Raw genomic sequence first — 23,453 nt, forward strand, 5'->3', positions numbered from 1 at the left:
AGGAAGCGAGAGGAGTGAAATATTAGGCTGCAACCACGCTGTCGATGGCCGCTTTCGCGTCAGACTGCGCTTTGGCCGCGACTTCCGGGCCGTAAGCGATACCTTCGGCGAACACAAAGTTCACGTCGGTGATGCCGATGAAGCCGAGGAAGGTGGACAGGTATGGGGTGACCAGGTCGGTCGGAGTATCTTTATGGATACCGCCGCGGCTGGTAACGACGACCGCGCGTTTACCGGTTACCAGACCTTCCGGCCCTTTCTCGGTGTAGCGGAAGGTGACGCCGGCGCGAGCCACCAGGTCGAAATAGTTTTTCAACTGCGTCGGGATGTTGAAGTTGTACATCGGCGCAGCGATAACAATCACATCGTTGCCTTTCAGTTCGGCGATCAGCTCGTCGGAAAGGGCCAGCGCTTCCTGCTGACGCGGAGTCAGCGGCGCGTCGCTCGGACGCAGGGCGCCAACCAGTTCGCCATCCAGAACCGGGATCGGATTGGCGGCCAGGTCACGCACGGTGATCTCATCGCCAGGGTGTTTTTCCTGCCATTGTTCAACAAAATAGTCGGAAAGCTGACCAGATTGTGAGTACCCTGCCAGAATACTGGATTTCAGAACTAATACTTTGCTCATGGGTGTTTCCTTTTTTTAATGTGATTGACGGGTCAATGCCCTGGTGCTTGTTGACACTGTATTCACAATCGCGCCACAGAGATAGCGCAATATATCGAATCCTATGTTCAGATTTTTTGAACAAGGCGCGAATGACACAGATGTGGTACTCTAAGGCAATACTTCAAAAGAGATTTCCCGGCAGAGCTCTGCCCGATAACGCTATGACAGAACAACAAAAATCACCTTCCCCCAGCTTTATCAACAGCTCGACGGCCTGATGCTGCGCGACAAAACGCGCTTTGCCCGCCGTCTGCACGGCGTGAAGAAGGTTAAAAATCCTGAATCGCAACAGGCCATTCTGCAGGAGATGGCGCTGGAGATAAGCCAGGCAGCCGGTAAAGTCCTGCTGCGCGAAGCGGCGCGTCCGGCCATCACCTATCCGGAAAACCTGCCGGTTAGCCAGAAAAAACAAGAGATTCTCGAGGCGGTGCGCGACCACCAGGTGGTGATCGTCGCCGGGGAGACCGGTTCGGGTAAAACCACCCAGTTGCCCAAAATCTGCATGGAGCTGGGGCGCGGGCTGAAAGGACTCATCGGCCATACCCAGCCGCGTCGCCTGGCGGCGCGGACCGTCGCCAATCGTATTGCCGAAGAGCTGCAGAGCGAGCCGGGCGGCTGCATCGGCTATAAAGTCCGCTTCAGCGACCACGTCAGCGAAAACACCATGGTTAAGCTGATGACCGACGGTATCCTGCTGGCGGAGATCCAGCAGGATCGTCTGTTGATGCAGTACGACACCATCATTATCGATGAGGCGCACGAGCGCAGCCTGAATATTGACTTTCTGCTCGGCTATCTGAAAGAGCTCCTGCCGCGCCGCCCGGACCTGAAAATCATCATTACCTCGGCGACCATCGACCCGGAACGTTTCTCAAAGCATTTCAATAATGCGCCGATTATCGAAGTCTCCGGGCGGACTTACCCGGTGGAAGTGCGCTATCGGCCGATAGTGGAAGAGGCGGACGATACCGAGCGCGATCAGTTACAGGCGATCTTTGATGCGGTTGACGAACTGGGGCGCGAAGGGCCCGGCGATATTCTGATCTTTATGAGCGGTGAGCGGGAAATTCGCGATACCGCCGATGCGCTGAATAAGCTGGATCTGCGCCATACCGAAGTGCTGCCGCTGTACGCCCGCCTGTCCAACAGCGAGCAGAACCGCGTCTTCCAGCCGCACAGCGGGCGGCGCATCGTGCTGGCGACCAACGTGGCGGAAACCTCGCTGACCGTGCCGGGCATTAAGTACGTTATCGATCCCGGTACTGCGCGTATCAGCCGTTACAGCTACCGCACCAAGGTGCAGCGCCTGCCGATCGAGCCGGTTTCCCAGGCGTCCGCCAACCAGCGTAAGGGCCGCTGCGGCCGCGTTTCGGAAGGGATCTGTATTCGTCTTTATTCAGAAGACGATTTCCTGTCGCGCCCGGAATTTACCGACCCGGAGATTCTGCGCACCAACCTGGCGTCGGTCATCCTGCAGATGACCGCCCTGGGCTTAGGCGATATCGCCGCCTTCCCGTTTGTCGAAGCGCCGGATAAGCGCAATATCCAGGACGGCGTACGCCTGCTGGAAGAGCTGGGTGCCATCACCACCGATGAGCAGGCCACCGCCTATAAGCTGACGCCGATGGGCCGCCAGCTCAGCCAGCTGCCGGTGGACCCGCGTCTGGCGCGGATGGTGCTGGAGGCGCAGAAGCACGGCTGCGTGCGGGAAGCGATGATCATCACCTCCGCGCTGTCGATCCAGGACCCGCGCGAGCGGCCGATGGACAAACAGCAGGCCTCTGACGAAAAACATCGCCGCTTCCACGATAAAGAGTCCGATTTCCTCGCCTTCGTCAATCTGTGGAACTACCTCGGCGAGCAGCAGAAGGCGCTGTCGTCGAATCAGTTCCGCCGCCAGTGCCGGGTCGATTTTCTTAACTATCTGCGCGTGCGCGAGTGGCAGGACATCTACACCCAGCTGCGCCAGGTGGTGAAAGAGCTTGGCCTGCCGATCAACAGTGAGCCGGCGGAATATCGCGAGATCCATACTGCGCTGCTGACCGGTCTGCTGTCGCACATCGGCATGAAGGATGCCGATAAGCAGGAGTTTACCGGCGCGCGCAACGCCCGCTTCTCTATTTTCCCGGGTTCCGGCCTGTTTAAAAAGCCGCCGAAGTGGACGATGGTGGCCGAGCTGGTCGAGACCAGCCGCCTGTGGGGCCGCATCGCCGCGCGCATTGAGCCGGAGTGGGTGGAGCCGGTAGCGCAGCACCTGATCAAGCGCTCATACAGTGAGCCGCACTGGGAGCGGTCGCAGGGCGCGGTAATGGCGACGGAAAAGGTTACCGTTTACGGCCTGCCGATCGTCGCCGCGCGTAAGGTCAACTACAGCCAGATTGATCCGGCGCTGTGTCGTGAGCTATTTATCCGCCACGCGCTGGTAGAGGGCGACTGGCAGACGCGGCACGCCTTCTTCCGCGATAACCTGAAGCTGCGCGCGGAAATCGAAGAGCTGGAGCATAAGTCGCGCCGCCGCGACATCCTGGTGGATGACGAGACGCTGTTCGAGTTCTACGACCAGCGCATCAGCCACGACGTCATCTCCGCCCGCCACTTCGATAGCTGGTGGAAGCGGGCCAGCCGTGAAACGCCAGACTTGCTCAATTTTGAAAAGAGCATGCTGATTAAAGAGGGGGCGGAGCAGGTCAGTAAACTGGACTACCCGAATTTCTGGCATCAGGGCAACCTCAAGCTGCGGCTTAGCTACCAGTTTGAACCTGGCGCCGACGCCGATGGCGTGACGGTGCATATTCCGCTGCCGCTGCTCAACCAGATAGAGGAAGCCGGGTTTGAATGGCAGATCCCTGGCCTGCGTCGCGAGCTGATTATCGCGCTGATAAAATCGCTGCCGAAGCCGGTACGGCGCAATTTCGTCCCGGCTCCCAACTATGCGGAAGCGTTTCTTGGCCGGGCGGCGCCGCTTGAGCTGCCGCTGCTCGATTCGCTGGAGCGCGAGCTGCGTAAGATGACCGGCGTGACCATCGACCGCGAAGCCTGGCAGTGGGATCAGGTGCCCGATCACCTGAAAATCACCTTCCGGGTGGTGGATGATAAAAACAAGAAGCTGCAGGAAGGGCGCTCGCTGCAGGCGTTGAAAGACGCCCTGAAGGGCAAAGTGCAGGAGACGCTGTCGGCGGTCGCTGATGACGGTATTGAGCAGAGCGGGCTGCATATCTGGAGCTTTGGCACCCTGGCGGAAAGTTACGAACAGAAGCGCGGTAACTATAAGGTGAAAGCCTGGCCGGCGCTGGTGGACGAGCGCGACAGCGTGGCCATCAAACTGTTTGATAATCCACAGGAACAGCAGCAGGCCATGTGGCGCGGTCTGCGTCGCCTGCTGCTGCTCAACATCCCGTCGCCGATTAAGTATCTGCACGAGAAACTACCGAATAAAGCCAAGCTTGGGCTCTACTTTAACCCGTACGGCAAAGTGCTGGATCTGATTGACGATTGCATCTCCTGCGGCGTTGATAAGCTTATTGACGAGGCGGGCGGTCCGGTGTGGACGGAAGAGGGCTTTAGTCAGCTGCACGATAAAGTGCGAGCCGAGCTCAACGACACGGTGGTGGAGATCGCTAAACAGGTCGAGCAGATCCTCACCGCGGTGTTCAATATCAACAAACGGCTGAAAGGCCGGGTGGATATGACCATGGCGCTGGGGCTGTCGGATATCAAAGCGCAGATGGCGGGTCTGGTGTATCGCGGCTTTGTCACCGGCAACGGTTTCCGCCGTCTTGGCGATACGCTGCGCTATCTGCAGGCGATTGAAAAGCGTCTGGAGAAGATGGCTATCGATCCGCACCGCGATCGGGCGCAGATGCTTAAGGTGGAGAGCGTGCAGCAGGCGTGGCAGCAGTGGCTGAATAAGCTACCGCCGAACCGCCGTGAGGACGACGATGTCCGGGAGATCCGCTGGATGATCGAGGAGCTGCGGGTCAGCTTCTTCGCCCAGCAGCTGGGCACCCCGTATCCTATCTCGGACAAGCGAGTGTTGCAGGCGATGGAGCAAATTACCCCATAGCCTGGCTGGTTGTCCCCGGTGGCGCTGCGCTTACCGGGGCTACTGGTCAGGCGTCCACGCTTAAGCGTTTACCCACGCCAGAGTAAAGCCGTCCCAGCCTTTAGTGCCCACGGTTTGCAGCGCCGTTGCCGTCAACCGTGGCTCGGCGCCCATCATCTCAATGAACTGACGCACGCCCTGAACGCGCTCGTCGGCGCTCTGTGGGTTGACCACTTCGCCGTCGCGTACCACGTTATCGCCAATAATTAAGGTTCCTGGGCGGGAATAACGTAGCGCCCAGCGCAGATAATGGGGGTTATTCGGCTTATCGGCATCGATGAAGATCAGGTCGAAAGCGGGACATTCGCCAAGCGACTCCAGGGACTGTAGCGCGGGTCCCTCCCGTAGCGTGACCCGCTGGTCAACGCCCGCCAGCTGCAGATTCTCCCGCGCCACCTGGGCATGATGCGCGTCGGCCTCCAGGGTGAGGAGTTGGCCGTCTGCAGGAAGCTCGCGCGCCATCCAGATGGTGCTATAGCCGCCGAGGGTGCCGATCTCCAGTATCCGCTTAGCCTGGGTTAGCCGTACCAGCAGGGCGAGAAACTGACCCTGATTGGCGGCGACATCGTGTGCCGGGAGCCCGGCACGATGGTTGTTTTCCAGTACCCGATCGAGCACAGGATCGCCGGGAATTAAGGCCTTAATCAAATAATTGTCTACTGCCGACCACTGTTGTTGCATATGACGCTTCCCCATTTAGCTCCCTGATGAGTCAGACCAGCCGCCTCCCAGCGCCCGGTACAGATCGATCTGCGCCAGCAGCAGGTTGTTCTTCACCTGCACCACGCTAAGCTGGGTGGAGAACAGCGTTCGCTGGGCATCAAGCACATCCAGATAAGAAGAGTAGCCGTTACGGTAGCGGTTTTGTGCAATACGTAAGGTTTCCTGGGCAACGGTCTCTTGTTCCTGAAGCTCGGTTAACTGTTCGCCATAGCGACTGATGGCGTCCAGGCTGTCATTGACCTCTTTGAACGCGCTGCGCACCGTTTTCTCATAGCTATAGAGCGCCTGGTTGCGCTGGGCCATGGAGACGTCCACCTGGGCATTTAACGCCTGGCGGTTTAGCAGCGGCGCCAGAATACTGCCGCCAAGACTCCACAGCCGCAGCGGGTTGTCCAGCAGATCCGGCAGCGTCCGGTCCTGCAGGCTGCCGGTAGCGGTCAGGTTAATAGAGGGCAGCAGCTGCGCCTGCGACGAGGCCAGCGTGGCGTCGGCGGCCACCAGCTGGCGCTCGGCCTGAGCGATGTCCGGACGGCGGTTGAGCAAGGTGGACGGCAGCTGCGACGGCAGACGCAGCGGGGTAAGCTGGGCGAACTCGCCGCGTTTTACCGCGCCAGGGTTATCGCCGAGCAGCACGCTGAGCGCATTTTCCTGCTGCGCAATCTGGTGCTGTAGCGGCGGGATCTGCGCCCGCGTTGACCGCAGCTCCGAATCCGCCTGCATCAGCTCAAGGCGTGAAGTATACCCGGTTTCAAACTGACGTTTGGCCAGGCGCCACGCGTCTTCCCTTGATGTTAGCGTCTGCTGGGTCACCCGCAGCTGCTCATCCAGCGACAGCAGCGTGACGTAGCCAACGGCCACCGAGCTGGCGACGCTCAAATTGGCGGCGGCGGCGGCGGCTTTCTGCGCCTCAAGGCTGGCCCCGGCGGCGTTGGCCGCGCTGCGGTTCGCTCCCCAGATATCGACATCATAGCTGGCGGTCAGGCCGCCCTTATACAGTGTGCTGTGGATCGGCAGGCCGGTGGCGGCGGACTGCGTCCGGGCGCGGGTGCCGGTGAGGCTGGCGTCCAGTGACGGAAACAGGCTGCTGTCGGCGGCGTAAGCGCGCGCCTGATACTCATTCACCCGCTCGCGGGCGATCAGCACATCGCTGTTATAGCGCAGCGCCTGGTCGACATACTGATTGAGGGTACTGTCATGAAAATTGCGCCACCATACACCCTCCACCGGGCTGGCCGGGCCAACGTCGGCCCGCCAGGCGGCAAGAATGGTCAGGGTCGGCTGCGCGCGTTGCACATCGGCGGATTGACAGCCGACCAGCGCCAGAACGATAGCAAGGGCGACCGGGCGGATCATGGTTGTTTCTCCGCACGGGTATCAATAGTCACCTGCACCGACATCCCCGGCCGCAGGCGTTCGCTGTTGTTTTGCCCGTCGTTGACCGTAATACGCACCGGGATGCGCTGGGCGATCTTGACGAAATTGCCGGTGGCGTTGTCCGGAGAGATGGCGCTGAACTCCACCCCGGTCGCCGGGGAGATACTCTGCACCTTGCCGTGGAAGGTCTCGCCGTTGAGCGCGTCTACGGTGAAGGTGACCGGCTGGCCAACGCGTACTTCGGCCAACTGGGTCTCTTTGAGGTTGGCAATCACCCAGTGCTGCGGCGGAACCAGCGAGGTCAGATGGGTTCCGGCGCTGACATAGGCGCCAAGACGCACCGAGATCTGCCCCAGCTGGCCGCCGGTGGGGGCGATAATCTGGGTATTCTGCAGGTCGATCTGCGCCAGCTCAAGCGCCGCTTTGGCGCTGGCCACGTCGGCCTCCAGCGAATCGCGATTGACGATGGTCGATTCACGGTCCTGGCGCGACATCTCCAGCGCCGCTTTCGCCTGCTCAATATCCGCCGCCCCTTGCGCCGCGCTGGCCCGCGCCGAATCACGTTCGCGGATCGACAGCGAACCGTCGGCGGTTAACTGCTGGATGCGTTTTAAATCGGCCTGGATTTTCAGATTCTGCGCGCGGGCGTTTTGCAGCGCGGCTTCATTCTTGGCGATCGTCGCCTCGGCGCTTTTGCGCTGTTGCAGGTTATTGCGCAGCGCGGCCTCTTTCATCGCCAGGGTAGCCTGGGCCTGATGCACCCGCTGTTTATAGATGCGATCGTCTATCTGGAACAGCACCTCGCCCGGCTGGACAATCGCGAAATCTTTGACGTTGACGGCGGTGATATAGCCGTTGACCTGCGGGCTAATAAAGGTGGTCTGCCCGCGCACATAGGCGTTGTCGGTAAACTGGCTATGGCGAGTGAACGGCGGCAGTTGCCAGGCGTAGAGGATCACCAGCACGCCGACGAGGCCTATCGCCGCGGCGGTAAAAATGGAAACCACGCGAATATTATTCCGGGTGTTGGCCTGTTGTTTGGCCGCATCCTGCTGACTCATAACGACTCCAGAGATGAAATGATGATAATTATTTGCTGCCGGTAGCGCGTTGCAACGCGATACGGGCAGTCAGTCGTAAGCGAATTAAGCGCCAGAAAACCCACACTAGTGTCCCGGCGGAGATCGCCGCCGTCAGCAGATAGGTATCATTCCAGGCGAGAATATTGGCCTGCAGCGTCGCGGCGTTTTGCAGCAGGGTGGTGGCCTGAACGTTGAGCAGCGTACTGTCGCCAATCTGGCTCTGATACATCTGGCTGTACTGCTGCAGCCGCTCGACGATCAGCGGGTTCAGGGTGGTTATCTGGTCCGCCAGCTGGCTGGAGTGGAATTTCTCACGCCAGGTCTGGAAGGTGCCGAGGATCGCCGAGCCGAGCAGCCCGCCAATGTTCTGGCTCATGCCGAACAGCACCGAGAAGCTGACCAGGTTGCGCGGGTCGGCAAACACGCCGCCAATCCCGGCGAGCATCGCCGGGGCCAGAAAGAAGGCGCTGCCGAAGCCGAGTAAAAACTGGCTGAACATTAATTGTTCCGGACGGGTGAGGGCGTTGGACTGGCTGTCGAGCAGCGAGGCTATCATGATCAGCGCCAGCGCGGTGGCGGTCGGCCAGTAGAGCTTCTGCGGGTTGAGCGTCAGACAGCTGGCAATGATCCCGCACAGAATACCGGCGAAAATCGACCACGCGAGGTTAGTCATCTGTTCGTTTTGCAGGCCAACGTACTGCAGCCAGCCGATGACCCCGGTGTTCTGCTCCGCCAGCACGATGCGGATCAACAGCATAATCAGGCCCAGACGCACGATGCTGCCGCTGGAGAGCCATTTGGTATTGAGCAGGGGGTTGCTGCGGTTATGCTCGAAGGTAATCGCAGCGACGATCAGTATTACCGCCGCCGCCAGCGCCCAGCCGATCCACGGCGCTTCAAACCACCACTCGAGCCGCCCCAGCGACAGCACGGCGCACACCAGCGCCATGCCGGGCGCCAGCAGAAAGAAGGTAATGAAATCCTTTTTTCGAACACTTTTTACGATCGCTTGGCGGCAGTTTAGCGCGATGACGCAGGCCAGCGACACCAGCGCCAGGCCCAGCTCAAAGAAGTAGAGACCGCGCCATTCATCGGTCTGCAGCAGTTCGGTGGAAAAGAGGCGCGCCAGGGGAATGGCTAGCGACGAGCCGGTGATGCCGATAGTCAGCCCTTTCAGGCGATGCCGAGCAGGCCAGGCCTGTACCTGGTAGTAGATCCCCAGCGAGCTGAGCGCCGCGGCCACCATGCCATGGGCGGCGCGAACCATCATCGCTGAGCTGAGATCGTTGACGAAGAGGTGGAAAAAGGTGACCAGCACATAGAGCACCAGAAAGCCTTCGGTGAAAGCGCGCAGGCCAAACTGCTGGCGGAATTTCACCAGCAGCAGGTTGATGGAGACGTTGGTCATCACGTATACCGCCGGCAGCCAGGCGATTTCTGTCGACCAGGCGGCGAAGGTACCCTGCAGCAGCTGCAGGTTGGCGGTGACCACTGCGTTGCCCAGCGCGCCGGTGAGACATACCAGCAGACCGACCACGCCGTAGGCAAGGCGTTTCGCCGGACTGTGCAGCGGCGTCGACGGCGAACCGAGCAGAGCCGGTTTTTCATGCGGCGCCCAGTCATGCGGGGCGTAGGGGTTATCCTGGCGACGGGGCATTATTTCTTCTCCACTTCGCGCAACAGCTTTTCCAGCACCCGCTGGGTTTGCTCCTGCTCCTGTGGGGTAATCGCCGTCAGGATCTCTTCGCGCAGATCGTCAGCCACCGTTTTGACCTGTTCATAGAGGGCCTTCCCTTTGTCGGTGACCACCAGCAGTCGCTTACGTTTGTCGCTGGCGGTGGTGATGCGCTCCACCAGTCCGAGGGCGACCAGACGATGGATCAACGGCACAATGGTCGGGCTCTCCACCCCCAGCTCCTGCGCCAGTTCGCTTTGCGACAGCGGCTGCTGGTGGCGGGCGATGGACGCTACCGCCACCCAGCTGGCCTGGCTGAGACCGAGATTTTTCAGCCGACGATTGACCGCCAGCCGCCAGTGGTGCGCGGTGAGGTATAAAAGATGGGAGAAGGTAAGCTGTCGATTGTCCATAGGTCGTCTGTCAATATCGTTAGAGCTCTAACGATTTTATGCCGGATAACCGCCGGAGTTCAAGATGAAAGATAGAAATTGGTTAACGGTATGTACGTTAATTGTAGTTAACCTTCCGGCCGCGATCCGTGTCGTGCGGTCTGCTGACCGAGGATATTTTTATTCTGCGCCATCACCCAGGCGATAAAGGCCCGCAGGGGGGCGGGAATATGTTTCCGGCTTGGGTAGTAGACGCAGAAATGGTCGGCAGGATAGCGGTAGTCGGGTAACAAATGGACCAGGCTGCCCGCGCTCAGCTGCTGCGTCACCAGCGACTGATAGACAAAGGCGATGCCTAATCCGCTCTCCGCGGCCTGGATCATTGCGCTATCGGCATCGACGACCAGATCGCCTTTAACCGCGACCTCGCTAAGCTCGCCGCTGGGGCCAATAAACTCCCAGCGGTACTTCTCACCACCAGGAAAACAGCGGTTAATGCAGCGGAAATTAACTAATGACTGCGGGGTGTCGGGCTCTCCGGCTTCGCGTATATAGTCCGGGCTGGCCACCGGGATCAGCGATAGTTTCTCGCCAAAGGGGATGGCAATCATCTCTTTGGGCACATCCTGCGAATAGCGAATGCCGGCGTCAAAACCGGACTCGATAATATTGACTTTTCGATCGGTGGCATACAGTTCGAGCGTCACATTGGGACAGGCGTTTTTAAAGGCGATAAAATAGTCTTGAAAAAACAGGTCAATAACAATGCGCGGTAAATTAACTTTCACCACGCCTTCCGGAGTCAGACGGTGATAATTCAGACTGTCCACCACCCGGCGATAATCATTGACCACCGGCGTTATATTATTAAGAAATTCCTCACCCACTGCGGTTAATGACAAACTGCGTGTTGAGCGATTTAGCAGGCGCACGCCTAACTTTTCTTCCAGATGATTAATAGCGACGGTAAGGGCCGGTGGGGAAAGGTTTAACGCTTTAGCGGCCTGACGAAAACTGCCATGTTTCACTATGAGTATTAATATTTCTATTTGTTGCAGATCGGGCAAGGTTTTCATTGTTAATTTCCAGCTAACACCGCGTTCGGAATAGATTAATTGTTATCAATATGAAAGGGAAGTATATATTTAATGCCATTCAGCAATTAAGGAAAATAAGATGAAAACACGTTATCTTGGAAAAGAGAAGTTTCAGGTTTCCGCATTAGGTCTCGGATGTATGGGTATGAGTTTTGCCTATGGCGGCGCTGAAACGTCGCAGGCGATAAATACGATCCATGCCGCCATGGACATGGGCGTGACCTTCCTGGATACCGCCGAAGTATATGGTCCTTTCGATAATGAAGTTCTGGTCGGAAAAGCGATTAAAGGTTTTCGCGATAAGGTGCAGATTGCCACCAAATTTGGATTTCGTATTTTGCCGACCGGCCAGGGTCTGGAGCGGATGGCCGGCGTTGACAGCCGTCCGGCACATATTCGCGAATCAGTGGAAGGGTCGCTGAAGCGACTGAATGTCGAGACCATCGATCTGCTCTATCAGCACCGCGTCGATCCCGCGGTACCGGTGGAAGAGGTGGTGGGCACTATGGCCGATCTGGTTAAAGAGGGTAAAATTCGCCATATCGGTCTGTCGGAAGTATCTGCTCAGACGCTGCGCCGGGCCTGCAAGGTACATCCGATCGCTGCCGTGCAGACGGAATATTCGCTATGGAGCCGCGAGCCGGAGGCCGGTATTCTCCACACCTGCCGCGAGCTGGGGGTCGGCTTTGTGCCATACAGCCCGCTTGGCCGCGGCTTCCTGACGGGGACAATTACCGACCCCGGCGTTTTGGCAGCGGATGATTTCCGCCGCCATCTGCCGCGCTTCCAGGCCGAAACCATGCGCAAAAACCAGCTGCTGCTTGAGCGCCTGCAGCAGGTGGCCACCCGCTATGACGCGACCCTTGCGCAGATTGCCCTTGCCTGGGTGATGAGCAAAGGCGAGGATATCGTGCCTATCCCGGGGGCGAGGAAAATTGCTCACCTGCGCGACAATGCCGGCGCCGCGAATATTACCCTCGCGGCGGAGGACATCCTCACCATCGAACATATTTTCACTGCCGACAACGTCACTGGCTTACGCTATACCCAGGGCGACTTTGATTTAATCGAAAAATAATCCCCTACGGGCAGCGGATGGTTATTACTTGCGTGACGTTGTCACATTTGCCGAACAACTCCTCGTCAGATAGCGCACATCCTCGGCGGTTAACGGCGCGGCAAAGAAAAAAAGGGGCGGCGCAAGGCCACCCCTGATGCGGTTGCTGATGGGGATCAGCCCGGGTAGATGCCGCGGTCTTTACGCGCCATCAGGATGCGCTCGCAGGCCACGATATAGGCGGCGGTGCGCAGCGTACACTCTTTCTCGGCGGCTTTATCCCAGACGTGCACGATAGCGTCGGTCATAATGCGGTCCATCTTGGCGTTGATCTCCTCTTCGCTCCAGAAGAAGCTGGCCATGTCCTGTACCCACTCAAAGTAGCTGACGGTCACCCCGCCGGCGTTGCAGATAACGTCCGGCACCACGATCACGCCGCGCTCGGCCAGCACGTCGTCCGCTTCCGGATAGGTTGGGCCGTTGGCCCCTTCCAGCACCAGTTTGCAGGTCAGCTTCTCCGCGCGCTCGCGGGTGATTTGCCCTTCCAGCGCCGCCGGGATCAGGATGTCCATCGGGGTGGTCCAGAAGGCGTCTTTATCGATCTCCTGGGCGCCCGGGAAACCGGCAATCTGCTTTTCTCCGCCTGCCAGGCGGTGAGGGCGGCCATATCGATTCCGCCTTCGTTATACAGGGTCGCGGTATGATCCTGAATAACCACGATACGAGCGCCGACGCCAGCGAACAGGCGGGCCGCTTCGCTACCGACGTTACCAAAGCCCTGCAGCGCCACTTTGGCGCCTTCAATTTCGATACCGGCGCGACGGGCAACTTCCCGGCCGGTGACAAACACGCCGCGTCCGGTGGCTTTTTCACGACCGAGGGAGCCGCCGAGGTGGATCGGTTTGCCGGTGACCACGCCGGTGATGGTGGTGCCATGGTTCATGGAGTAAGTGTCCATCATCCATGCCATCACTTTGCCATTGGTGCCGACGTCCGGCGCCGGAATATCTTTCTGCGGCCCGATAATAATGCCGATTTCGCTGGTGTAACGGCGGGTCAGACGCTCCAGTTCACCTTCCGACAAGGAGAAGGGGTCGACGCGGATGCCGCCTTTGGCCCCGCCGTAAGGAATATTGACCGCGGCGCACTTAATGGTCATCCAGGCAGAAAGTGCCATGACTTCGTTAAGATCGACATCCGGATGGTAGCGAACACCACCTTTACCCGGTCCGCGCGACAGATTGTGCTGAACGCGATAGCCCTCGAAGTGGCGGATGGTGCCGTCGTCCATTTGCACAGGAATGTCGACGATCAGCGCGCGCTTCGGATGGCGCAGGGTTTCCACCCAGTAGGCAAGATCGCCGAGATAAGGCGCGACGCGGTCGATCTGGCGCAGGTAGGTGGTCCATGGAGATGTACTACTTTCAGATGCGTAAGATAACTTTTCCATAAGAGTCCTGTTTCTCAGTGTTATTTATGTCGTGTAAAACCGTGGAATAGCTACAGCAGTAAACTCTGTGCAATGAATGGTATCACCAATTTTATAAAGCGGTATTTGACGGCAATTCCGATTTTTAAATTTTTGTTAGATTTTTTATTTTTTAAGTGAATAACTACGCACGTCAACCACCCGCAAGCTGTGCATTTTAATTCACTTTTTATTCACTTAAGTGCATAAGAAAATATTTTTTCTATGTTTTTCATTATCTTGATGATCTTAAAAAAGTGAATAAATTGCTTTTGCCCGTATTGACAATCTTGTTGTTCACAGGCCAGCATTAGCCCACACAACAACATGGCATTAACCATGAATTAACAATTACCCGTAAAAAAATAGGGCTTTATTTTTCTGTGGTGAATATTTTTACCATCGCAGCGGGCGCGCTCGTGCCCAAAATAAGCCGAGGGGCAGGGTTAATGTCGATTGTCCAACGCGACGGGAGCGTTTTCCGTCGTCTTACGTTCCGGAGATAAATTATGTCAGGCAGTATGACTCGCGAAGATTTTGACGCTTACCTGGTTCCCTGTTTTGCCCCCGCGCCGTTTATTCCGGTCAGAGCGGCGGGCTCCCGCGTCTGGGACCAGCAGGGGAAAGAGTATATCGATATGGCGGGCGGCATCGCAGTGAACGCCCTGGGCCATGCTCACCCGGCGCTGGCTCAGGCCCTGCAGGATCAACTGGCGAAACTGTGGCATATCGGCAATGGCTATACCAACGAGCCGGTGCTGCAGCTGGCAAAAACCCTCGTGCAGTCGACCTTTGCCGACAAGGTGTTTTTCTGCAACTCCGGCGCCGAAGCCAACGAGGCGGCCCTTAAGCTGGCGCGGAAATATGCCCACGATAAGTTTGGCGGTGAAAAAAGCGAAATCATCGCCTTCAACCACGCCTTCCACGGCCGCACGCTGTTCACCGTCTCCGTTGGCGGCCAGCCGAAATATTCCAGCGATTATGCTCCGCTGCCGCAGGGCATTACCCATCTGCCCTATAACGATATCGAGGCGGTCACCGCGGCGATCTCCTCGCGCACCTGCGCGGTGATCGTCGAGCCGATTATCGGCGAAGGCGGGGTGATCCCGGCGGACCCGGCGTTCCTGCAGGCGCTGCGTACCCTCTGCAATCGCCATCATGCCACCCTGATATTCGATGAGGTGCAGACCGGCGCCGGGCGTACCGGCCATCTCTACGCCTACCAGCATTACAACGTCGTCCCGGACATTCTCACCAGCGCCAAAGGGCTGGGGGGCGGCTTCCCGATCGGCGCGATGCTGGCGAAAGAGGCCTGGGCGCAGGTCTTCCAGCCAGGCACCCATGGCACCACCTTCGGCGGCAACCCGCTGGCGGCAACCGTCGCTAACGCCGTGCTGGCCCATCTCGATGCGCCGCTGCTGGCGGGCGTTGGCGAGCGCCATGCGCTGATCGTTGACCAGTTGAATGCGATCTCTGCCCGTTACGATGCGTTCAGCGCCGTGCGCGGCACCGGTCTGCTGATCGGCGCTGAGCTGGCGGGGCCGCTGCGCGGCAAGGCCAAAACGTTGACCAACCTGGCGGCGGAAGAGGGGCTGATCGCCCTGATTGCCGGCCCGGACGTGCTGCGCTTCGCGCCGGCGCTCAATATCCCGCTGGCGGATATTGCGGAAGCCTTCGTGCGCCTTGATCGCGCCGTTGCCCGCTTAACCCGCTAACCGGGAGGACGGCCTGTGATGCTATTTCGTCCCGTACGGGAAAACGATCTCGACGACATCGTCCGCCTCGCCGCGCGGGCGGGGGTCGGCATGACCTCTTTACCGCATGACGTCGGGCGCCTGGCGGCCAGGATCCGGCGCAGTATCGAGACCTTCGCCGGCGAACTGCCGCGCAGCCAGCAGGGTTTCCTGTTTGTGCTGGAGGACACCGCGCTGGCGCGGGTGGTGGGGGTGAGCGCCATTGAGGTCGCAGTGGGCCTGGACGAGCCGTTTTACAATTTTCGCATTCAGAAAACGGTGCGCGCCTCGAAAGCGCTGGGAGTCTATAAGCCCCAGGAGCTGCTTAATCTCAGCTATGACCACACCGGGCATAGTGAGCTGTGTACGCTGTTTCTCGACCCGGCGTATCAGCGCAACCGCAATGGTCTGCTGCTCTCCAAGGCGCGCTTTTTATTTATCGCCGCCTTTCGCGAGTGGTTCTCCCCGCACCTGTTTGCCGAACTGCGCGGCTGCAGCGATGAGCAGGGACAGTCGCCGTTCTGGGATGCGCTGGGCCATCATTTCTTCGACATCCCGTTCGCCGATGCCGACCGGCTGACCGGCACCGGCATGAAAACCTTTATTGCCGAACTGATGCCGGCGTACCCGATCTATATCTCACTGCTGCCGGAAGCGGCCCGCGGGGTCATCGGTCAGGTGCATCCCAATACCGCCCCGGCGCGGGCGATCCTCGAGAAAGAGGGTTTCAGCTGGCGCGGCTCGGTGGATATTTTCGATGCCGGTCCGGTGCTGGAGGCGGACACCGATCAGATCCGCGCCGTGCGCGACAGCCAGCGCCTGCCTGTCCGGCAGCTGATGGGCGACCTGCCGGCGCCGACCCTCGTCGCCAACGGTCAATTCGACAACTTTCGGGCGCTGCTGGTGGCCCACGAAGAGCAGGTCTCGCTTGACAGCGCCGCGCTGGACGCGCTGCAGGTCAGTGAAACCGACCGCGTTTATACGGTAACCCTGAATCCAGAGGACAACAGATCATGGCGGTAAAAGCACAGTTTATAGCCGGGCAGTGGCTGCCAGGCAGCGGCGCAACGATGAGCAAACTGGCCCCGGAGGATCAGTCGCTGCTGTGGCAGGCGGCCAGCGCGGGGGCTGACGACGTCCAGGCGGCCTGCGCCGCGGCGCGCGCGGCGTTTTATCCCTGGTCGCACCGGCCGCTGGCCGAGCGTATTGACGTCGTACAGCGTTTTGCTGCGCTGCTGGAGACGCATAAAGAGGCGCTGGCGACCCTGATTTCCCGCGAGACCAGCAAGCCGCTGTGGGAGACCCGCACCGAAGTGCAGGCGATGATCGGCAAGGCCGCGATCTCCATCGAAGCCTATCACCAGCGGACGGGCTTTCATGAGTCGACGCTGCCGGACGGTAAAGCGCTGCTGCGCCACAAACCGCACGGCGTGATGGCGGTCTTTGGCCCCTACAACTTCCCGGGCCACCTGCCCAACGGACATATCATTCCGGCGCTGATCGCCGGGAACACCATTGTGTTTAAACCCAGCGAGCTGACGCCGGCTACCGCTGAAATGACCGTCCAGCTGTGGCAGCAGGCGGGCATCCCCGACGGGGCGATCAACCTGCTGCAGGGCGGAAAAGCCACCGGCCAGGCGCTGCTGGAAAATCGTGATATCGACGGCGTGCTGTTCACCGGCAGCGCGGCGGCCGGTTTCCACTTCCATCGCTACTTCGGCGGCCAGCCGGAGAAGATGCTGGCCCTCGAGATGGGCGGCAACAACGCACTGATCGTCGCCGACGCGGCCGATATCGATGCGGCGCTGCATGTGATTATCCAGTCGGCGTTTATCTCTGCCGGGCAGCGCTGCACCTGCGCGCGCCGGCTGATCGTGCCGCGCGGCGAGCAGGGGGATGCGCTGCTGCAGCGGCTGGTAGAGGCCAGCGCGCAGATCCGCGCCGGCAAGTGGGATGATCAGCCGGCGCCGTTTATGGGCGGGGTGATCTCTCTCGACGCTGCGCAGAACATGCTGGCGGCGCAGCAAAAACTGGAGGGGCTCGGCGGCAAGGTGCTGCTGCGCATGCGCCAGCCTGACCCGCGCTCCACGGTGCTGACCCCGGGGATCGTCGACGTCACCGGTATTGAGGTGCCGGATGAAGAGTACTTTGGCCCGCTGCTGACGATTATCCGTTACGACGGCTTCCCGGAGGCGATTCGCCTCGCCAATCAGACCCGCTATGGCCTGGCCGTCGGGCTGATCTCCAGCGATGCGGCGCAGTTTGATCAGCTGGCGGACGAGGCGCGAGCCGGGATCGTCAACTGGAACAAGCCGCTGACCGGCGCATCGAGTAAAGCGCCGTTTGGCGGGGTGGGCGCCTCCGGCAACCATCGCGCGGCAGCGTGGTATGCCGCCGATTACTGTGCCTGGCCGATGGCCTCTCTGGTCAGCGATACGCTGACGCTTCCGGCGACGGTATCGCCGGGCCTGCCATTCTGATAACGGATCCTGTGAGGACATATGTCTGGTTTTGAAGCAAACTTTGATGGCCTGGTCGGCCCGACGCACCACTACGCCGGACTCTCCGTCGGCAATGAAGCCTCGCAAAATAACCGCGATGGTCTCTCTAACCCTAAACAGGCGGCGCTGCAGGGGCTGTATAAAATGAAAGCCCTGGCCGATCGCGGCTTCGTGCAGGGCATTCTGCCGCCGCAGCCGCGGCCGAATCTGCGTCTGCTGCGTGAAGTGGGTTTCCAGGGCAGCGATGAGCAGGTTATCCGGCAGGCGGCCCACGCGGCGCCGCAGCTGCTCTCCGCCTTCAGCTCCGCCTCGTCGATGTGGACCGCCAACGCGGCGACCGTCTCACCGTCGGCGGACAGCGCCGATGGCAAAGTCCATTTCACCGTCGCCAACCTGAACAATAAGCTGCACCGTATGCATGAGGCGCCCACCACCTCGGCGATCCTTGGCGCCACGTTCGCCGATCCGCGCTACTTTGCCCACCATGCGGCGCTGCCGCAGCATGGCGACCTCGGCGATGAAGGGGCGGCCAACCATAACCGCTTCTGCCGGGAATATGACCGGCAGGGGGTGCAGTTTTTCGTCTATGGTCGACGCGCCAGCGGCGGTATCGCCCCGGTGAAGTATCCGGCGCGGCAGACCCTCGAGGCCAGCGAAGCGGTGGCCCGCCTGCATCAGCTGGATCCGCGCTACACGGTGTTTGCCCAGCAGGCGCCGCAGGCTATCGATCGCGGCGTGTTTCATAACGACGTCATTGCAGTCAGCAATCGCCATGTGCTGTTTCACCATCAGCAGGCGTTTGTCGATCAGGCGGCGGTGCTGACCACGCTGCGGGCTAAAAGCGACAGTCTGGATATCCCGTTCACCAGCGTGGAAGTGCCGGACGAGCGGGTTTCGCTCGACGACGCCGTAGCCTCTTACCTGTTCAACAGCCAGCTGCTGAGCAAACCAGACGGCAAGATGCTGATCGTGGTGCCGGAGGAGTGCCGCCAGCGGGAAAACGTCTGGCGCTATCTCAGCGATCTCGCCGCCGATAGCGCATCGCCGATCGATGAAGTGGCGGTCTTTGACCTGCGGGAAAGCATGCGCAACGGCGGCGGCCCGGCCTGTCTGCGGCTGCGGGTGGTGCTCAACGAGGCGGAGCGCCAGGCGGTCAACGCCCATAGCCTGATGAACGACGAACGTTATCAGCAGCTGACGGCATGGGTGGAAAAACACTATCGCGACCGGCTGCATGCCCGCGATCTGGCGGACCCGCAGCTGCTGCGCGAGGTTTATCAGGCGCTGGATGAGCTGACGCAGATCCTGCGCCTGGGCGCGGTCTATGATTTTCAGCGTTAAGGAGCGGCAGATGGAGCACCTGGTTAACGATTTACTGCACTGCCGCCTGCAGGCGTGGACCTTTCCGGCGGGCATCGAGGCCCGCTGGCTGGGCGAGGGCATTTTACAGCTGCTGCCGACGGCGCCGTGGCGCCAGGCGACGATCCTCTCCGCCGGCGTGCATGGCAATGAGACCGCGCCGATTGAACTGCTGCTGCAGCTAACCCACGATCTGAGCCAGGGGCGGCAGCCGCTCACGCAGGCGCTGCTGATCGTCTTTGGTAATCTGCCGGCGATCCGCGCCGCGCGCCGCTATCTGCATAACGACCTGAATCGCCTGTTCGGCGGCCGCCATCTGGCGGTCACCCCGGGAAATGAGTCGCGGCGGGCTTTTGCGCTGGAGCAGGCGGTGCAGGCTTTTTATCGCGCCGCCGATACGGCGGGGCCGGTCAACCGTGGTCATCTCGATATGCACACCGCCATTCGCGGATCGCTGTATCGCCAGTTTGCGCTGCTCCCGGCCCACGCCGGGGATTTTTCGCCCGATTTCTATCAGCTGCTGCAGGCCAGCGGGATGGACGCCGTCGTGCGCCATACCGAAGCGGGCGGCACCTTCACCCATTTCACCTGCGAAAAGTTCGCCGCGCAAAGCGCCACCCTGGAGCTGGGGAAAGTGATGCCGTTCGGCGCCAACGATCTCAGCCTGTTCGCCGCCGCCGACGCGGCGATCCGGGCCTGGATCGCTGACGCGCCGCTGCCGCCGCGCGACAAAGCGCCGGTGGACTACTTCCTGGTCGAGGAGAGCATCATCAAGCGCGAGGGGGAATTTACGCTTAATCTCGCGGCAGACGTTGAAAACTTCACCGCGCTCCCGGCAGGGTATGAGATCGCCCGCCAGGCAGAGAAACGTTGGGTGGTGCAGGCCCGGGCCCCCTATATCCTCTTTCCCAACGCCGGGGTCGCCACCGGCCAGCGCGCCGGGCTGTTGCTCCGCGCCGCTGCCCTTCGTCTCCCGCAACCAGCCTGAGGAAACACCATGACTGAACATCAACATCAGGCGTCACCTGCCGCCGGAGGTGAAGGCGCGTCACAGCTTAAGCGCGGGCTCAGCGCCCGCCATATCCAGATGATTGCCCTCGGGGGCGCCATCGGCACCGGGCTGTTTATGGGGGCGGGGCGCAACATCGCCGTCGCCGGCACCTCGATCCTGGTTATCTATGTGCTGGTCGGGTTCTTTACCTATATGGTGATGCGGGCGATGGGCGAGCTGCTGCTCACCCGCCATGACTACCGCTCGTTTGCCGACTTTGTCGGCGAGTATCTCGGGCCGCAGGCCAGCTTTTACCTCGGCTGGACCTACTGGCTAAGCTGGGTGGTGACCTGTATCGCCGACGTAGTGGTCTGCGGGAGCTATATGCAGTACTGGTTCCCGGAACTGTCGGCGTGGATGCCGGCCCTCAGCATGCTGGCGATTCTGTTCCTGCTTAACCTGCTGTCGGTGAAAATGTTCGGCGAGGCGGAGTTCTGGTTCGCCCTGATCAAGGTGATCACCATTATCGCCCTGATCGGCACCGGCGGCTGGATGATTGCCACCGGCTGGACCTCCCCGGACGGCGTGACGGCCTCCCTCAGCCATCTCACCGACCCGACGGCCTTTATGCCCCACGGCATCACCGGCTTTTTCGCCGGCTTCCAGATAGCGATCTTCTCCTTTACCGGCATTGAGCTGCTGGGCACCATGACGGCGGAGACCCGCGATCCGCAGCGCATTTTGCCCAAGGCGATCAATGCTCTGCCGCTGCGGATTATCATCTTCTATCTGCTGTCGATGGTGGTGATCATCGCTGTCGCCTCGTGGCCGGGGGTGTCGGCGGAGACCAGCCCCTTCGTGACGCTGTTCGCCAAGGCCGGGCTGCCTGCCGCCGCGGCGGTGATTAACTTTGTGGCGCTGACCTCGGCGATGTCCTCGGCCAACAGCGGGGTCTTCTCCAGCACCCGCATGCTGTACGGCCTGTCGGTGGAGAAGCATGCGCACTGGCAGTTTCGTATCCTGTCGCGCAGTACCCGCATTCCGGTGCGCAGCCTGCTGTTCTCCTGCTTCTGCATGCTGATCGGCACGCTGTTGCTGTTTCTGGTGCCGAACGTGATGACCCTGTTCACCATCGTCTCGACCCTGGCGGCGATTATGGTGGTGTTCAGCTGGGGGATGATCCTCGTGGCCTATCTGGTTTACCGCCGTCAGCGTCCGGACCTGCACGCCGGGTCGATCTTTAAGATGCCCGCCGGGGTGGTGATGAGCTGGGTGAGCCTGCTGTTCTTCGCGTTCGCTATCTTCATCATGATCTTTGACCCGGACACGCTGCTGGCGCTGTTGGCTTCTCCGCTGTGGTTTATCGCGCTGTGGGGCTTCTGGAAGCTGAAGCAGCGGCGCGAGGGGCAGCTTCAGCTGGACAACCAGAGCGCCTGACACCCGCCGGTCCTGGCGGCCGGCTAAGCAGGGGGGAAGACTTGACGCCTGTTTGTGCCCGGTGGCGGCTGGCGCCTTACCGGGCCCATGCTTACCGGACCTGGGATAAGCGGTTTCCCCCGCGGCGCGATCCCCCCAGGCCCGCGCAAGCGCAGCGCCGCCGGGCGGGATAGTCGGCGCCGTAGTAGCCCTGGCGGGCGGCGGTCAGGCGCTTTCCGCCCGGGAGGGGGCCGTGCCCAGCGCGGACTTCATCCGGCTGGCGCAGAATATCGCCAGCAGCGAAATCGCCACCGTAACGCCCAGATAAATGGCCACCGGCCGCCAGTCACCGTCATATTTCGCCAGCAGACCGGTGGCGATAAGCGGCGCGGTGCCCCCGGCCAGCGCGGCGCCCAGCTGGTAGCCGAGGGTGATCCCGGTATAGCGCACATTGGCGCTGAAAATCTCAGAGCACAGGGTGCCGAGCACCGCGGTTACCGGCGCCCACAGGATGCCGAAGGCAACGATCGTCGCCAGCATGATGCCCCAGCCGGTGCCGGTGTCGAGCAGCAGGAACCACGGGACGATAAACAGCCCCAGCAGCACCACGCTCAGGGTGTACATCTTTTGCCGACCCACCTTGTCTGACAGCAGCCCCATCAGCGGGATCATCACGGTGGCCACCAGCGCGCCCAGGGTCACGGATTCCAGCGCCTGCGACTTCTGATAGCTCAGGGTGGTGGTGGCGTAGCTGACCACAAAGGTGGAGAAGATATAGAAGGGGGCGGTCTCCACCACTTTCAGGCCGGCGGCGATCAGCACTTCCCGCCAGTGGTGCTTGAGCGTATCGCGCAGCGGGGCCTTCGCCACCTGGCCGGATTTTTTCACCTGCTTAAAGGCGGGCGTTTCGTCGATATCTTTGCGGATCCACAGGCCGAGAAAAACGAGGACGGAGCTGAGCAGGAACGGTATGCGCCAGCCCCAGGCGAGAAACTGCGCCTCATCGAACAGCGTCATCAGCGAGACGATAAATGTTGCCATCAACATGCCGATGGTCACCCCGGCCTGGGGAATGCTGCCGAAAAAGCCTTTCCGCTTTTCCGGCGCGTATTCATAGGCCAGCAGCGCGCCGCCCCATTCGCCGCCGATACCCATGCCCTGAATAATGCGCAGAGTAATCAGCAGGGCCGGCGCCCAGAGGCCCACCATCTCGTAGGTGGGCAGCAGGCCGATCGCCACCGTTGCGCTGCCCATCAGCGACAGGGTCAGCACCAGCGTCTTCTTGCGGCCGATGCGATCGCCGATATGGGCGAAAATCACGCCGCCGATGGGGCGGATAAAAAACGTCAGCGAGAAGGAGAGCCAGGAGAGGATCAGGCCGATAACCGGGTCGACCATCGGAAAGAAGATTTTGTTGAACACCAGCGCGGCGGCGGTGCCATAGAGAAAATAATCGAACCATTCGATGGCGCTGCCTGTCAGGCTCGCGATCAGTACCTTCTTGTTTTTCTGCAGAATGGATGCAGTGTTGTCTTGTGGATTGCTCATTACGAAACGTTCTCCCGCCACGGTAAATAGGTCAGGTGTCACTCTGTGTAAACAGGGTGCAACCTGGTGTGAAAAAGGTTGTGTAATTGTTAAGCAACTTAGGGTTGAAGGTTACAATTGGCAAGTTCATCGCTGGCAAACTGGGCGACATGGCGAGGTTTGGCGTGGTGTAACCGCGACGCTATTTTTTATTTTCCACCTGATTTTGCTGTTTTTTGTTATTTTCATAGTGAGTTGTTCAGGTGCAACCCGCCTGTTTTTAGAT

At 60.2% G+C, this 23,453-nt stretch carries 19 protein-coding genes and 1 other annotated feature; of the genes, 8 read left to right on the top strand and 11 right to left on the bottom strand.

All coding sequences use genetic code 11. The features are described 5' to 3' along the window. Positions 1-22: 22 nt before the first annotated feature. A complete protein-coding gene (locus KPHS_23830) occupies positions 23-628 on the bottom strand; it encodes an azoreductase (RefSeq protein ID YP_005226683.1) in 606 nt (201 codons plus the stop codon). Between the two features lie 259 nt (positions 629-887). Here KPHS_23830 and KPHS_23840 point away from each other — a divergent pair, with 259 nt between their 5' ends. After that, positions 888-4,733 (top strand): ATP-dependent helicase, encoded by a 3,846-nt coding sequence (locus tag KPHS_23840; protein YP_005226684.1) that lies wholly within the window; start codon positions 888-890, stop codon positions 4,731-4,733. A gap of 60 nt (positions 4,734-4,793) precedes the next feature. On the opposite strand, the gene KPHS_23850 is transcribed toward KPHS_23840, so the two are convergent. The 6 genes from KPHS_23850 to KPHS_23900 all read right to left on the bottom strand — a co-directional run bounded on the left by KPHS_23850 (position 4,794) and on the right by KPHS_23900 (position 11,094). Continuing rightward, positions 4,794-5,468, bottom strand: coding sequence for a putative O-methyltransferase (locus KPHS_23850; RefSeq protein ID YP_005226685.1), 675 nt, complete (start codon positions 5,466-5,468; stop codon positions 4,794-4,796). After that, positions 5,469-6,848: a putative outer membrane efflux protein gene (locus tag KPHS_23860; RefSeq protein ID YP_005226686.1), complete on the bottom strand. Its 1,380-nt coding sequence runs from the start codon at positions 6,846-6,848 to the stop codon at positions 5,469-5,471. Then, positions 6,845-7,930, bottom strand: coding sequence for a putative multidrug resistance efflux pump (locus KPHS_23870; RefSeq protein ID YP_005226687.1), 1,086 nt, complete (start codon positions 7,928-7,930; stop codon positions 6,845-6,847). The genes KPHS_23860 and KPHS_23870 overlap by 4 nt, the downstream gene beginning before the upstream one ends. 28 nt (positions 7,931-7,958) lie before the next feature. Continuing rightward, positions 7,959-9,608 carry an MFS transporter gene (locus KPHS_23880; protein YP_005226688.1) on the bottom strand — a complete coding sequence of 550 codons (1,650 nt, stop codon included), beginning with the start codon at positions 9,606-9,608 and terminating at the stop codon, positions 7,959-7,961. After that, entirely contained in the window at positions 9,608-10,039 is a 432-nt protein-coding gene (locus tag KPHS_23890) for a putative regulatory protein MarR (protein YP_005226689.1), read from the bottom strand. The genes KPHS_23880 and KPHS_23890 overlap by 1 nt, the downstream gene beginning before the upstream one ends. A gap of 107 nt (positions 10,040-10,146) precedes the next feature. Beyond that, on the bottom strand, positions 10,147-11,094 hold the full coding sequence (locus tag KPHS_23900; protein YP_005226690.1) for a putative LysR-family transcriptional regulator: 948 nt from the start codon (positions 11,092-11,094) through the stop codon (positions 10,147-10,149). 100 nt (positions 11,095-11,194) lie between these two features. Here KPHS_23900 and KPHS_23910 point away from each other — a divergent pair, with 100 nt between their 5' ends. Further along, positions 11,195-12,193, top strand: a complete 999-nt coding sequence (locus KPHS_23910; protein YP_005226691.1) for an aldo/keto reductase family oxidoreductase — start codon at positions 11,195-11,197, stop codon at positions 12,191-12,193. Positions 12,194-12,348: 155 nt separating this feature from the next. Here KPHS_23910 and KPHS_23920 read toward each other — a convergent pair whose 3' ends face one another. The 3 genes from KPHS_23920 to KPHS_23940 all read right to left on the bottom strand — a co-directional run bounded on the left by KPHS_23920 (position 12,349) and on the right by KPHS_23940 (position 13,981). Beyond that, complete coding sequence (locus KPHS_23920; RefSeq protein YP_005226692.1) at positions 12,349-12,744, bottom strand: glutamate dehydrogenase; 396 nt, start codon at positions 12,742-12,744, stop codon at positions 12,349-12,351. Next, positions 12,349-13,622, bottom strand: a sequence feature (potential frameshift: common BLAST hit: gi|238894504|ref|YP_002919238.1| putative glutamic dehyrogenase-like protein). (Overlaps the previous gene by 396 nt.) Continuing rightward, positions 12,732-13,622 (bottom strand): putative glutamate dehydrogenase, encoded by an 891-nt coding sequence (locus KPHS_23930; RefSeq protein YP_005226693.1) that lies wholly within the window; start codon positions 13,620-13,622, stop codon positions 12,732-12,734. (Overlaps the previous feature by 891 nt.) The genes KPHS_23920 and KPHS_23930 overlap by 13 nt, the downstream gene beginning before the upstream one ends. Before the next feature lie 212 nt (positions 13,623-13,834). After that, positions 13,835-13,981, bottom strand: coding sequence for a hypothetical protein (locus tag KPHS_23940; RefSeq protein ID YP_005226694.1), 147 nt, complete (start codon positions 13,979-13,981; stop codon positions 13,835-13,837). A gap of 168 nt (positions 13,982-14,149) precedes the next feature. Between KPHS_23940 and KPHS_23950 the strand changes: the two genes are divergently transcribed. The 6 genes from KPHS_23950 to KPHS_24000 are packed head-to-tail and all read left to right on the top strand — an operon-like array spanning position 14,150 to position 21,661. Beyond that, complete coding sequence (locus KPHS_23950) at positions 14,150-15,355, top strand: bifunctional succinylornithine transaminase/acetylornithine transaminase (protein YP_005226695.1); 1,206 nt, start codon at positions 14,150-14,152, stop codon at positions 15,353-15,355. An 18-nt stretch (positions 15,356-15,373) separates the two neighbouring features. Then, complete coding sequence (locus tag KPHS_23960) at positions 15,374-16,396, top strand: arginine succinyltransferase (RefSeq protein YP_005226696.1); 1,023 nt, start codon at positions 15,374-15,376, stop codon at positions 16,394-16,396. Beyond that, a complete protein-coding gene (locus tag KPHS_23970) occupies positions 16,387-17,853 on the top strand; it encodes a succinylglutamic semialdehyde dehydrogenase (RefSeq protein YP_005226697.1) in 1,467 nt (488 codons plus the stop codon). Before KPHS_23960 ends, KPHS_23970 begins: the two co-directional genes overlap by 10 nt. 21 nt (positions 17,854-17,874) lie before the next feature. After that, the gene (locus KPHS_23980) at positions 17,875-19,215 is read left to right on the top strand and encodes a putative succinylarginine dihydrolase (RefSeq protein ID YP_005226698.1); all 1,341 of its coding nucleotides are present in this window, start codon (positions 17,875-17,877) and stop codon (positions 19,213-19,215) included. A gap of 10 nt (positions 19,216-19,225) precedes the next feature. Continuing rightward, on the top strand, positions 19,226-20,221 hold the full coding sequence (locus KPHS_23990) for a succinylglutamate desuccinylase (protein ID YP_005226699.1): 996 nt from the start codon (positions 19,226-19,228) through the stop codon (positions 20,219-20,221). 9 nt (positions 20,222-20,230) lie between these two features. Beyond that, a complete protein-coding gene (locus KPHS_24000; protein YP_005226700.1) occupies positions 20,231-21,661 on the top strand; it encodes a D-alanine/D-serine/glycine transport protein in 1,431 nt (476 codons plus the stop codon). A 204-nt stretch (positions 21,662-21,865) separates the two neighbouring features. On the opposite strand, the gene KPHS_24010 is transcribed toward KPHS_24000, so the two are convergent. Further along, positions 21,866-23,188 (bottom strand): shikimate and dehydroshikimate transport protein, encoded by a 1,323-nt coding sequence (locus KPHS_24010; protein ID YP_005226701.1) that lies wholly within the window; start codon positions 23,186-23,188, stop codon positions 21,866-21,868. Between the last annotated feature and the right edge of the window lie 265 nt (positions 23,189-23,453).

Source organism: Klebsiella pneumoniae subsp. pneumoniae HS11286, from assembly GCF_000240185.1.
Lineage (GTDB): Bacteria > Pseudomonadota > Gammaproteobacteria > Enterobacterales > Enterobacteriaceae > Klebsiella > Klebsiella pneumoniae.